Origin of the sequence: Agrococcus sp. HG114 (assembly GCF_024723325.1) — a bacterium.
Classification (GTDB): Bacteria; Actinomycetota; Actinomycetes; order Actinomycetales; family Microbacteriaceae; genus Agrococcus.
The window spans coordinates 1-11,721 of record NZ_JANQCH010000069.1 but is presented as its reverse complement, the minus strand read 5'-3'; the positions used below and the strand labels follow the sequence as shown (position 1 = coordinate 11,721).

The 11,721-nt window shown below is 72.7% G+C and carries 10 protein-coding genes, 1 other RNA gene and 2 pseudogenes; 7 read left to right on the top strand and 6 right to left on the bottom strand.

Features of this window, described 5'->3' with window-relative positions; genetic code table 11:
• Positions 1–298 (top strand): annotated as a pseudogene (locus NWP09_RS08210) (hypothetical protein); the annotation flags it as partial.
• Positions 299–329: 31 nt separating this feature from the next.
• Positions 330–693: RNase P RNA component class A (gene rnpB / locus NWP09_RS08205), an RNA gene on the top strand.
• Between the two features lie 10 nt (positions 694–703).
• On the opposite strand, the gene ppgK is transcribed toward rnpB, so the two are convergent.
• Both ppgK and map read right to left on the bottom strand, forming a co-directional pair.
• A complete protein-coding gene (ppgK, locus tag NWP09_RS08200) occupies positions 704–1,459 on the bottom strand; it encodes a polyphosphate--glucose phosphotransferase (RefSeq protein ID WP_258275035.1) in 756 nt (251 codons plus the stop codon).
• Positions 1,460–1,496: 37 nt separating this feature from the next.
• The gene (map, locus tag NWP09_RS08195) at positions 1,497–2,375 is read right to left on the bottom strand and encodes a type I methionyl aminopeptidase (RefSeq protein ID WP_258275034.1); all 879 of its coding nucleotides are present in this window, start codon (positions 2,373–2,375) and stop codon (positions 1,497–1,499) included.
• Between the two features lie 41 nt (positions 2,376–2,416).
• On the opposite strand from map, the gene NWP09_RS08190 reads away from it, so the two are divergent.
• Positions 2,417–2,647 carry an SPOR domain-containing protein gene (locus NWP09_RS08190; RefSeq protein ID WP_258275033.1) on the top strand — a complete coding sequence of 77 codons (231 nt, stop codon included), beginning with the start codon at positions 2,417–2,419 and terminating at the stop codon, positions 2,645–2,647.
• 12 nt (positions 2,648–2,659) lie between these two features.
• On the opposite strand, the gene NWP09_RS08185 is transcribed toward NWP09_RS08190, so the two are convergent.
• On the bottom strand, positions 2,660–3,169 hold the full coding sequence (locus tag NWP09_RS08185; protein WP_258275032.1) for a DUF1697 domain-containing protein: 510 nt from the start codon (positions 3,167–3,169) through the stop codon (positions 2,660–2,662).
• A gap of 4 nt (positions 3,170–3,173) precedes the next feature.
• Positions 3,174–4,034, bottom strand: coding sequence for a 3-methyl-2-oxobutanoate hydroxymethyltransferase (gene panB / locus NWP09_RS08180; protein WP_258275031.1), 861 nt, complete (start codon positions 4,032–4,034; stop codon positions 3,174–3,176).
• 179 nt (positions 4,035–4,213) lie between these two features.
• On the opposite strand from panB, the gene NWP09_RS08175 reads away from it, so the two are divergent.
• The 3 genes from NWP09_RS08175 to NWP09_RS08165 are packed head-to-tail and all read left to right on the top strand — an operon-like array spanning position 4,214 to position 8,719.
• Positions 4,214–5,545 carry a glutamine synthetase family protein gene (locus NWP09_RS08175; RefSeq protein ID WP_258275030.1) on the top strand — a complete coding sequence of 444 codons (1,332 nt, stop codon included), beginning with the start codon at positions 4,214–4,216 and terminating at the stop codon, positions 5,543–5,545.
• Positions 5,546–5,549: 4 nt separating this feature from the next.
• Positions 5,550–8,474: a bifunctional [glutamine synthetase] adenylyltransferase/[glutamine synthetase]-adenylyl-L-tyrosine phosphorylase gene (locus tag NWP09_RS08170; RefSeq protein ID WP_258275029.1), complete on the top strand. Its 2,925-nt coding sequence runs from the start codon at positions 5,550–5,552 to the stop codon at positions 8,472–8,474.
• Positions 8,475–8,515: 41 nt separating this feature from the next.
• Positions 8,516–8,719: a zinc ribbon domain-containing protein gene (locus NWP09_RS08165; protein ID WP_258275028.1), complete on the top strand. Its 204-nt coding sequence runs from the start codon at positions 8,516–8,518 to the stop codon at positions 8,717–8,719.
• A 72-nt stretch (positions 8,720–8,791) separates the two neighbouring features.
• On the opposite strand, the gene glnA is transcribed toward NWP09_RS08165, so the two are convergent.
• Both glnA and NWP09_RS08155 read right to left on the bottom strand, forming a co-directional pair.
• A complete protein-coding gene (gene glnA, locus NWP09_RS08160; RefSeq protein ID WP_258275027.1) occupies positions 8,792–10,216 on the bottom strand; it encodes a type I glutamate--ammonia ligase in 1,425 nt (474 codons plus the stop codon).
• 100 nt (positions 10,217–10,316) lie between these two features.
• Positions 10,317–11,006, bottom strand: a complete 690-nt coding sequence (locus tag NWP09_RS08155; RefSeq protein WP_258275026.1) for a DUF4191 domain-containing protein — start codon at positions 11,004–11,006, stop codon at positions 10,317–10,319.
• Positions 11,007–11,100: 94 nt separating this feature from the next.
• On the opposite strand from NWP09_RS08155, the pseudogene NWP09_RS08150 reads away from it, so the two are divergent.
• Positions 11,101–11,721: pseudogene (locus tag NWP09_RS08150) on the top strand (hypothetical protein); the annotation flags it as partial.

Here is an 11,721-nt window from a genome sequence, read left to right as displayed (position 1 = left end):
CCTCGACGCGGAGCGCGGCCGGGACGCCGCGGGCCTCGAGGAGGAGCTCGCGGCCGCGCGCACCGAGCGCGAGCAGCGCGCGGCGGTCGTGCCGCCCGAGCTGCTCGCCCTCTACGAGCGCCAGCGCGCCCGCTACGGCATCGGTGCGACGCTGCTGCAGCGGCGCACGTCGGTCGCCTCGGGCGTCGAGCTCACCGCCTCCGAGCTCTACCAGATCCGCTCGGCGGCCGACGACGACGTGATCCTCGACCCCAACTCCTCCGCGATCCTCGTGCGCACGGAGGAGAGCGGGCTGTAGTCGGCGCGGGCCGGTACCCTGGGAGCGTGAACCGGTCGGCCAGGCGGCCGCGTCGCGGCTCCTCCGGGAGCTGCGCCGAGGAACGTCCGGGCTCCGCAGAGCAGGGCGGTGGATAACGTCCACCCGGGGCAACCCGCGAGAAAGTGCAACAGAGAGCAGGTCCACCGGCCACGGCTTCGGCCGGGGCCGGCCAGGAGTGAAACGGTGGGGCAAGAGCCCACCAGCGTCGCGTGCGAGCGCGGCGGCTAGGCAAACCTCGCCCGGAGCAAGACCAGACAGCGGATCACGGGGCTGCTCGTCCCATCCGCGGGTAGGTCGCTAGAGGGCTGCAGCGATGCATCCCCGAGAGAGATGGCCGTCCACGACAGAACCCGGCGTATCGGCCGGCCGGTTCACCCGATCGGGCTAGACGCCGCGCGCCAGGGCGGCGGCGCCGATGATGCCCGCGTTGTTGCGCAGCTTCGCCGGCACGATCGGCGTCGCGAGCTGCAGGAGCGGCAGGAACTTGTCGGCCGACTTCGACACCCCGCCGCCGACGACGAACAGGTCCGGCGAGAAGATGAACTCGAGGTGGCTGTAGTAGCGCTGCAGCCGCTCCGCCCACGCCTCCCAGCTGAGCCCCTCGGACTCGCGCGCGCGGTTCGACGCGCGCGTCTCGGCGTCGTGGCCGTCGAGCTCGAGGTGGCCGAGCTCGGCGTTCGGGATGAGCACGCCGTTGTAGATGAGGGCGCCGCCGATCCCGGTGCCGAGCGTCGTCATGATGACGAGCCCCGACGCATCCTTCGCCGCCCCGTAGTGGTCCTCGGCGAAGCCTGCCGCATCCGCGTCGTTCACGAAGTGGATGTCGCGGCCGAGCGCCTCCTCGAACAGCCGCTCCGCGGCGAGGCCGATCCACGCCTTCGACACGTTGGCCGCGCTCATCGTGCGGCCGTGGCGGACGATCGCGGGGAACGTCACGCCGATCGGGGTGTCCGGCCCGATCTCGAGTCGCCCGACGAGCTCGACGACCGCGTCGCGGATGGCGTCGGGCTCGCCGCCGGCGGGGGTGGGCACCTTCACGCGGTCGCTCAGCAGGGTGCCCGCGCGCACGTCGACGAGCGCCGCCTTCACGCCCGTGCCGCCGATGTCGACGCCGACCGCGGTCTCCTTGGATCTCGCCACGATCGACGATCCTGCCATGCCCCGGTGGGCGGGGGCCTCAGGCGGAGGGGAGCGTGAGGATCTCGGCGCCCGACTCGCGCACGACGATCGTGTGCTCGAACTGCGCGGTGATCGAGCGGTCGCGGGTGACGATCGTCCAGCCGTCGTCCCAGCCGTCCCACTCGTGCGTGCCGAGCGTGAGCATCGGCTCGATCGTGAACACCATCCCCGGCACCATCTCGGTGTCGTACTGCTCGGTGTCGTAGTGGGGGATGATGAGCCCCGAGTGGAACGAGGTGCCCACTCCGTGCCCGGTGAAGTCGCGCACGACGCCGTAGCCGAAGCGCTTGGCGTACTGCTCGATCGCGCGCCCGATGACGTTGACGCGCCTGCCGGGCATCGCGACCTTGATCGCCCGGTGCAGCGCCTGCTCGGTGCGCTCGACGAGCTGCGTCACCGCCTCGCTCGCCTCGCCCACGATGAAGGTGCGGTTCGAGTCGCCGTGCACGCCGTCCTTGAACGCCGTGATGTCGATGTTCACGATGTCGCCCGCCTCGAGCACCGTGTCGTCCGGGATGCCGTGGCAGATGACCTCGTTGACGCTCGAGCACACCGACTTCGGGAAGCCGCGATAGCCGAGGGTCGACGGGTACGCGCCGCGCTCGGTGACGAACGCGTGGCCGATCGCGTCGAGCTCGTCGGTCGTGACGCCGGGCCGCACGGCCGCGCCGACCGCGGCGATCGCGTCGGCCGCGATCGTGCCCGCTGAGCGGATGCGCTCGATCGTCGCCTCGTCGTACACGTCGCCGCCGGCGTGCTTCGCGGGCTTCGGGCGCCCGACGTACTCGGGCCGGGCGATGGATGCGTCGACGCGGCGCTCGGGGGAGATGCGGCCGGGGATCAGGCGGCCGTGAGCGTCCTTCGGCATACTGGCCATCCTAGGCGGGGCGATCCGCCGGAGACTGCGAGGGGGAGAGCATGGCCGAGTTCTGGTACAACCTCGAGACGGGCGTCGTCGAGGAGGGCATGGTCTCTCCCGGCTACGACCGGGCGGGCCCCTTCTCCACGCGCGAGGAGGCGGCGCGGGCGCCGGAGATCATCAAGGAGCGCTCGCGCGCGTGGGCCGCGGAGGAGGCCGCCGCCGACGACTGGGGCCAGCGCCGCAGCGACGACGCGCCCGCCCCCGACGCGCACGACGACGGGCGCTGAGCCCGGCAGCGGTCAGGCGGCCGCGACGACCTTCCGCAGGGTGCGGAGGTTCCGCGTCGTGACGCGGTCCTTCGCGCGCCGCTCGAGCGCCTTCGCGAACGGGCTCGTCAGGGTCGTGCCCTTCGGGTTCGACCAGTGCACGACGCCGTCGCCGAGCGCGACCGCCTCGCCCTCGCCCGGCTCGAGGGAGGCGAGCTCCGCCGCGACTCCCGGCTCGAGCTCGAACACGACGTAGGGGGTGTGCTCGTCGTCCTCGCCGTGGGGGTAGCCCGCGATGATGCGCTCGAGCTGCGCCACCGGCACGCCGAGCACCCGGATGCGCCTGCCGTAGCGACCCTCGAGCGCGGCCTCGGCCGCCTTCGCCGCCCCAGCCGCATCCGTCGCCGTCACCACGGCGTTGCCGCTCGCGAGCACCGTCGCGACGTCCTCGAGCCCGGCGCCCTCGAGCGAGGCCCGCAGGTCGGCAGAGCGCACCGTGACGCCGCCGACGTTGACGCCGCGCAGCAGCAGGGCGACGCGCACCGGGCTACTCGTACTCGTGCTCGGGCGCGGGGTAGGCGCCCGAGGCGACGTCCTCGCGGAACGCGTTCGCGGCCTCCTCGAGGTCGCGCCCGATCTGCGCGTACTGCTTGACGAAGCGGGGGATGCGGCCCGTCGTGAAGCCCGCCCAGTCGGTCCACACGAGCAGCTGGCCGTCGCAGTGCGGCCCCGCGCCGACCGAGATCGTCGGGATCGACAGCGCCTCGGTCACCGCGCGCGCCGACTCGGACGGCACCATCTCGAGCACGACGGCGAACGCGCCCGCGGCCTCGACCGCCTTCGCGTCGCGCAGCAGCTGCTCGGCGCCCGCCTCGCCGCGGCCCTGGATGACGTGCCCGCCGAGCCCGTGCTCGGCCTGCGGCGTGAAGCCGACGTGCGCCATCACGGGGATGCCGGAGGCGACGATGTGCCGGATCTGCTCGGCCGAGCGCTCGCCGCCCTCGAGCTTGACCGCGTGCGCGCCGGTCTCCTTCATGAAGCGGATCGCGGTGTGCACCGCCTCGCGCGGGTTCGTCTCGTACGAGCCGAACGGCAGGTCGGCGATCACGAGCGCCCGCTTCGCCGCGCGGGCGACGGCGCGCGTGAGGGGGATGAGCTCGTCGACCGTCACCGGCAGCGTCGTGTCGTACCCGAACACCGTGTTGCCGGCCGAGTCGCCGACGAGCAGGAAGTCGATGCCCGCGCGGTCGAAGATGCCGGCCGAGAGGAAGTCGTAGCTCGTGAGCCCGACGATCTTCACCCCGTCGCGCTTCGCCTGCTGGAAGTGCCGGATCCTGACCCGCTTCGGGCTCGACGCTGCGCCGCCGTAGGGCGCGGCGGGCTCCTGCGCGCTGTCGCTGAATGCCATGAGGCCGAGCCTAACGGCACGGCCGAGCGTCGCTGCCCGGCGGATCGGTCGCCCCGTGCGCCGCCGAGCGCCCGGGGAGGACGGCTGCGCACCGGGTGACCGATCCGCCGTCGCCGGGGCGCAAGGCCCGGCCCGGATGCGACCACTAGCCTGAGGACAGGCATTCAGGAGGGACTCGGATGGACAAGCAGCGGGACTTCGTGCTTCGCACGATCGAGGAGCGCGGCGTGAAGTTCGTGCGGCTGTGGTTCACGGATGTGCTGGGCACGCTCAAGTCGGTGGCGATCGCGCCCGCCGAGGTCGAGGGCGCCTTCACCGAGGGGCTCGGCATCGACGGCTCCTCGATCGAGGGCCTCTCGCGCGCGGCCGAAGCCGACGTGATCGCGAAGGCCGACCCGTCGACGTTCCAGGTGCTCCCGTGGCGCGGCGAGATCGACCCGACCGCGCGCATGTTCTGCGACATCGCGACCCCCGACGGGCAGCCCGCCGCCGCCGACCCCCGGCACGTGCTCAAGCGCACGCTCGCGAAGGCGGCCGATCGCGGCTTCAGCTTCTACACGCACCCCGAGTGCGAGTTCTACCTGCTGAAGTCCGCGGATGTGCACAACCCCGAGCCCGTCGACCGCGCGGGCTACTTCGACAACGTGCCCGGCGGCACCGCGCACGACTTCCGACGCGCGAGCGTGCGCATGCTCGAGGACATCGGCATCTCGGTCGAGTTCAGCCACCACGAGGCCGGGCCCGGCCAGAACGAGATCGACCTGCGCTACGCCGACGCGCTCTCGACCGCCGACAACATCATGACCTTCCGCACCGTCGTGAAGGAGGTCGCGATCCAGGAGGGCGTCTACGCGACCTTCATGCCCAAGCCCTTCGAGGGGCAGCCGGGCAGCGGCATGCACACGCACATGTCGCTGTTCGAGGGGGAGCGGAACGCGTTCCACGACCCGGCTGGGCAGTACCGGCTCTCGAAGGTCGGCCGCCAGTTCATGGCGGGCCTCCTGCACCACGCGCCCGAGTTCACCGCCGTCACGAACCAGTTCGTCAACTCCTACAAGCGCATGTGGTCGGGCGACGAGGCTCCCAGCTACGTGAGCTGGGGCCACAACAACCGCTCGGCGCTCGTGCGCGTGCCGCTGTCGAAGCCGAACAAGGCGCAGTCCGCGCGCGTCGAGTACCGCGGCCTCGACTCGGCCGCGAACCCGTACCTCGCGTTTTCGGTCCTGCTCGCCGCGGGCCTCAAGGGCATCGAGGAGGGCTACGAGCTGCCCGAGGAGGCGACCGAGGACGTCTGGGCGCTCTCGAACAAGGAGCGCCGCGCGCTCGGCTTCACGCCCCTGCCCGCGAGCCTCGACCGCGCCCTGCAGAACATGGAGGAGTCGGAGCTCGTCGCCGAGACCCTCGGCGAGCAGGTGTTCGAGTACTTCCTGCGCAACAAGCGCGAGGACTGGCAGCGCTACCGCGCGCAGGTCACCCGCGTCGAGCTCGAGTCGAATCTCCTCTCGCTCTAGCGCCATGCGCATCCCGTCGCCGCGGGCGAGGCTGGCGCAGCTCGGGTTCCGCGAGCCGAGCCGGGCCGAGGCGAGCCTCGCCGAGCTGCCGGATGCGCTGGGCGGCGTCGCGCGGACCGCGCTCGTCGAGGCCGCGTCCCGGGCGGCCGACCCCAACACTGCGCTCGAGATGGTCGTGCGGCTCTCACGGGCGGGCGTCGACCTCGCGGATGCGCTCGCCGACGACGAGGGACGGGGCTCGCTCGTGCGCGTGCTCGGCGGCTCGCTCGGCATGGCCGAGCACCTCGAGCGGCACACCGAGGATCTCGACGTCGCCGCGCATCCGTCACCCCCCGCGTCGCCCGAGCGGTACGTCGAGAGCCTGCTCGAGGCGGTCGGGGCGGCAGGCGGTGTCGCGGCGCTGCCGCGCGAGCGGGCGATCGCGGCCATGCGGGGCCGGTACCGGCGGCACGTGACCGAGCTCGTCGCGTGGGACCTCGGGCTCGACGACCCCGAGGCGCACGTCGACGCGGTGTCGGCCGCGCTCGCCGACCTCGCGGCGGCCGCGCTCGAGGCCGGGCTCGCGATCGCCCGCGCCGTCGCGCGCGAGCGCTTCGGCGACGACGCCGACCGCGTGCGCCTCGCCGTCATCGCGATGGGCAAGACCGGCGCGCGCGAGCTCAACTACCTCAGCGACGTCGACGTCATCTGGGTGCACGAGGCCGACGGGGTCGACGAATCGCGCGCGACGACGATCGCGACGCTCCTCGCGCGCGAGACGACCGCCGCGTGCGCGCAGTTCCAGAAGGCGCCGCCGCTGTGGGAGGTCGACGCCAACCTGCGCCCCGAGGGCAAGGACGGCCCGCTCACCCGCACCCTCGCATCCCACGTCGCCTACTACGACCGGTGGGCGAAGTCGTGGGAGTTCCAGGCGCTGCTCAAGGCGCGCGCGGTCGCGGGGGATCGGGAGCTCGGCGAGGCGTACGAGCGCGAGGTGGGCGCGCGCGTGTGGGAGTCGTCGAGCCGCGAGGGCTTCGTCGAGTCGGTGCAGCGGATGCGCGAGCGGGTGAGCGAGCACATCCCGGCGGAGGAGGCGGCCCGGCAGCTGAAGCTCGGGCACGGGGGCCTCCGGGACATCGAGTTCACGGTGCAGCTGCTGCAGCTCGTGCACGGCGCCGACGACCCGTCGCTGCGCCGGCGCGGCACGCTCGACGCGCTCGACGCGCTCGCCGCGCGCGGCATCGTCGGCCGCGCGGACCGCGACGAGTTCAGCGCCCACTACCGGTTCCTGCGGGTGCTCGAGCACCGCATCCAGTTCTGGCGCATGCGCCGCACGCACCTCATGCCCGTCGAGGAGGACGAGCTGCGGCGCCTCGCGCGCTCCGCGGGCCTCGCCGACGCGGCCGCGCTCACCGAGCGCTGGCACGCGGTGCGGCGCGCCGTGCGGTCGCTGCACGAGCGGCTGTTCTACCGGCCGCTGCTCGGCGCGGTCGCCTCGCTCGGCCACGAGGACGTGCGGCTGAGCCCCGAGCACGCGGCGCGGCGGCTCGAGGCCTCGGGCTACGTCGACGCGCGCGGCGCGCTCGCGCACATCGCCGAGCTCACGGGCGGCGTCACCCGCCGCGCGCAGATCCAGCGGCTGCTGCTGCCGGTGCTGCTCGGCTGGTTCGCCGAGGGCGTCGATCCCGACATGGGGCTGCTCGCCTTCCGGCGACTGAGCGAGGCGCTCGGGGAGAGCCCGTGGTTCCTGCGCATGCTGCGCGACTCGCCGGTTGCCGCGCGGCGCCTCACGGCGCTGCTCTCGTCGTCGCGGCTCATCGGCGCGCTCATGGAGCGAATCCCCGAGTCGGCGTCGTGGCTCGACGACGACGAGCAGCTGCGGCCGCGCTCGGAGGAGGCCCTCCGCGACGAGGCGGCGGCGGTGCTCGGCCGGCACCGTGACGACCTCGACGCCGTGCGGCACGGGCTGCGGTCGCTGCGGCGCCGCGAGCACCTGCGGGTCGCGATCGCGAGCGCGCTGCAGCGCATCGACGAGTCGGCGGTCGGGGTCGCGCTCACCGCGATCGCCGCGGCGCTCGTGGACGCCGCGCTCGCCCTGCACACGCCCGCGGGGCTCGAGCTCGCGACGATCACGATGGGGCGCACGGGCGGCCGCGAGATCGGGTTCGGCAGCGACATCGACGTCATGCACGTCGTGCGCGGCGACGGCGACCCGGTCGCGGCGGCGACGAGCGCGATCCGCAAGGTGCAGGAGACGCTCGCCGATCCCGCGCTGCCGTTCGAGCTGGATGCGGGGCTCCGGCCCGAGGGGCGCCAGGGACCGCTCGTGCGGACGCTCGAGAGCTACCGCGCCTACTACGAGCGCTGGTCGGAGCCGTGGGAGGCCCAGGCGCTGCTGCGCGCGCGCCCCTTCGCGGGCGACGCCGCGCTCGCCGGGGAGCTCATGTCGATCATCGACGAGCGCCGCTACCCGGCGGAGCTGCCGCCCTCCGCGGCGCGCGAGGTGCGTCGCATCAAGGCGCGCGTCGAGTCCGAGCGGCTGCCGAAGAACGCCGATCGGCGGCGGCATCTCAAGCTCGGCGACGGGGCGCTGAGCGACGTCGAGTGGCTCGTGCAGCTGCTGCAGCTGCAGCACGCGGGGCACGAGCCGAGCCTGCGCACGACCTCGACGCTCGAGGGGCTCGCGGCCGCCGCGCGCGCCGACCTCATCGGCGACCGCGATGCCGAGACGCTGCGCGAGGCGTGGACGCTCGCGACCCGCATCCGCAACGGGCTCGCGCTCGCCCGCGCCCGCTCGATCGACGTGCTCCCCGACGACCGCGCCGAGCTCGAGGCGGTCGCGCGCCTCATCGGGATGCCGGCCCGCTCGGCGCTCGCGCTCGAGGAGCAGTACCTCGCCGTCACGCGCCGCGCCCGCCGCGTCTTCGACCGCCTGTTCTACGAGGCCTGAGCCGCGGGCCGACTCGCAGGAACCATCCCTACGCTGGCGCGATGCTCTTCATCTTCGGCTTCGGCCCCAAGCAGGAGGAGGTGGGGCCGGGCCTCACCCGCACCTGCGTCCGCTGCGGCAACACCGCGGTGTGGCAGCGCATCCGGGAGTCGAAGCGGTTCACGCTGTTCTTCATCCCCGTCGCCCGTTGGGGGAAGCGCGAGCTCGAGGCGTGCCCGATCTGCGGCTACTCGGTCACCGCCTGAGCGCATCCGCACCGCATCCGCAGACGCCGAGAGCCGGCCACCCGCGGGTGACCGGCTCTCGAGCTGCGTGCGTCAGACGCCGTAGTAGAGCTCGAACTCGTACGGGTGCGGGCGCAGCGCCATCGGCAGGATCTCGGTCTCGCGCTTGAGGGCGATCCAGGTGTCGATGAGGTCCTTCGTGAACACGTTGCCCTCGAGCAGGAACTCGTGGTCGTTCTCGAGCGCGACGAGCGCCTCCTCGAGCGTGCCGGGCACCTGGGGGATGTCCTTCGCCTCCTCGGGCGGCAGCTCGTAGAGGTCCTTGTCGACCGGCTCGTGCGGCTCGATGCGGTTCTTGATGCCGTCGAGGCCGGCCATCATCTGCGCCGCGAACGCGAGGTACGGGTTCGATGCCGCGTCGGGCGCGCGGAACTCGATGCGCTTCGCCTTCGGGTTCGAGCCCGTGATGGGGATGCGGATCGCCGCCGAGCGGTTGCCGGCCGAGTAGACGAGGTTGACGGGCGCCTCGAAGCCCTTCACGAGCCGGCGGTACGAGTTGATCGACGGGTTCGTGAACGCGAGCACCGCGGGGGCGTGCGCGAGGAGGCCGCCGATGTACCAGCGGGCGGTGTCGGAGAGGTTGCCGTAGCCCTGCTCGTCGAAGAAGAGCGGCTTGCCGTCGAGCCACAGCGACTGGTGGGTGTGCATGCCCGAGCCGTTGTCGCCGAAGAGTGGCTTCGGCATGAAGGTCGCCGTCTTGCCCCACTCCTGCGCCGTGTTCTTCACGATGTACTTGAAGGCGAGGATCTCGTCGGCCGCCTTGACCATCGTGTTGAAGCGGTAGTTGATCTCGGCCTGGCCGCCCGTGCCGACCTCGTGGTGGCTGCGCTCGACCTGGAGGCCGATGCCCTCGAGCTTCAGCACGATGTCGTCGCGCAGGTCGGCCTGCTTGTCGACGGGGGAGACGGGGAAGTAGCCGCCCTTGAACGGCGTCTTGTTCGCGAGGTTGCCGCCCTCCTCGACGCGGCCCGAGTTCCAGGCGCCCTCCTCGGAGTCGAGCGCGTAGAACGAGCCCTGCGGCTTCACGTCGTAGCGCACATCGTCGAAGATGTAGAACTCCGCCTCGGGCGCGAAGAACGCGGTGTCGGCGATGCCGGTCGAGGCGAGGTACTGCTCCGCCTTGTGCGCGACCTGCCGCGGATCGCGGTGGTAGATCTCGCCCGTGCGCGGGTTGTAGATGTCGAAGACCATCACGAGCGTCTTCTGCTCGCGGAACGGGTCGAGGTACGCGGTCGAGACGTCCGGGATGAGCTGCATGTCCGACTCGTGGATGCTCGCGAAGCCCCGGATCGACGAGCCGTCGAAGAGCTGCCCCACCGAGAAGAACTCCTCGTCGACCGTCGACGCGGGGATGTTGAAGTGCTGCTGCACCCCGGGCAGGTCGGTGAAGCGGATGTCGAGGAACCTCACCTCCTCGTCCTTGATGAAGGCGAGTGCCTCGGAGGGGTCCTTGAACATGGTGCTCCTGACTTGACGTTCTGGTTGAGCGGATGCCTCGCCTCGACGCTACGCGGGAGCGGTTGCCCGACCGTGACGCCGATGTTTCGGCGGTGTTACGTCAGCGGGGCCGGCCCGGCCGCACGCGGCGCGGGTCGATGCCCTTCGGGATGGGCAGGCTCGCCTGCCCGAGCGAGGTGAGCCGGTTGGCGACCGCCATGACCTCAGCGCGCGTGAGCGTCTTCTTCAGCCGGCGCATCGACTTCGTGAGCCTGCGCAGCTCGAGCGACGAGTCGGGGCCGATCTCGAGCACGTGCACGGGCACGTTGGGCACGATGCGCTTGACCTTCCGCTGCTCCTCGCCGACCAGGCGGGTGACGCGCTCGCGCGGGCCCTCGGCGATGAGCACGACGCCCGGCTTGCCGACCGCGCGGTAGACGGCGTCCTGCGTGCGCGGGTTGACGGCGACCGGCATCTCGCTCGTGGTCCAGTTGCCGCGGAGCCCGTTCTTGAGCACCGCCCCGACAGCGCCCGGGCGCCCTTCGATCTGGGCGAAGGCGATCTTCTCGGCCCGCCAGGTGAGCGTCATCATCATGAGCATCAGGCCGATGAGCACGCCCGAGACGACCCAGAGCACGAAGAAGAGCACGTCCTGCTGGAACACGATCGCGAGCACCGTGACGAGGACGATCGGGCCGAAGAACGCGAGCAGCATGAGCGGCAGGGCGAGCCGGTCGTTCTTGCGGGTCATCTGGAAGATGGACCACATCGTCTTGAGCCTGCCGGGCTCCTTCTCGGTGTCGCGTGCCATGCCGACCAGGATACCGGCGCGCGCACCCTCCGCTCTCCACAGCGCCCCGCCGATCCCGCGCGCCGGAGCGCCCGCCGGTGGCATCGTCGCGCAGGTGGAACACGACGGGGCTTCGATCGCGGGCTACCCGCTCGTGCGAGCGCTGCGGCGCACCGCCGAGCGCGAGGTGTGGGTGGCGGCGGATGCGTCGGGGCAGGGCGTCGAGCTCCACCGGTCGTGCCCGGGGGAGGAGGGCGCCGTGGCGCGCGAGGTCGAGGCGCTGCTGGCCGCGGACCACCCGCACCTGCTGCCGATCCTCGACGTCGCGACCGACGACGGCGTCGTGCTCGTGCGGCCCCTCGTGCCGGAGGACCTCGCCGCCTGGCTCCTCGTGCGGGGCCGGCCGGAGCCCGGCGAGGCGGTCACGGCGCTCGCGCCGGTCGCCGACGCCATCGGCGCCCTGCACGCGATCGGCGCGACGGCAGGCGCCGTCACGGCGCAGTCGGTGCGGGTCGACCCCGATGGCGCCCCGCTGCTGACGGGTGAGGGCGCCCGCATCGAGACGGAGCGCGCCACGGCCGCGTGGCGCGAGTCGAGCGATGCGGTGGCCGCCGACGTCGCGGGCTGGCGCGCCCTCGCGCTGCTGCTCGCCGACGCGAGCGGCAGCGCCCTGCCCGACGCGGTCGAGGCGGCGCTCGATCGGCGCGACATCGGCGAGGCCGGCGCGGCGCTGCTC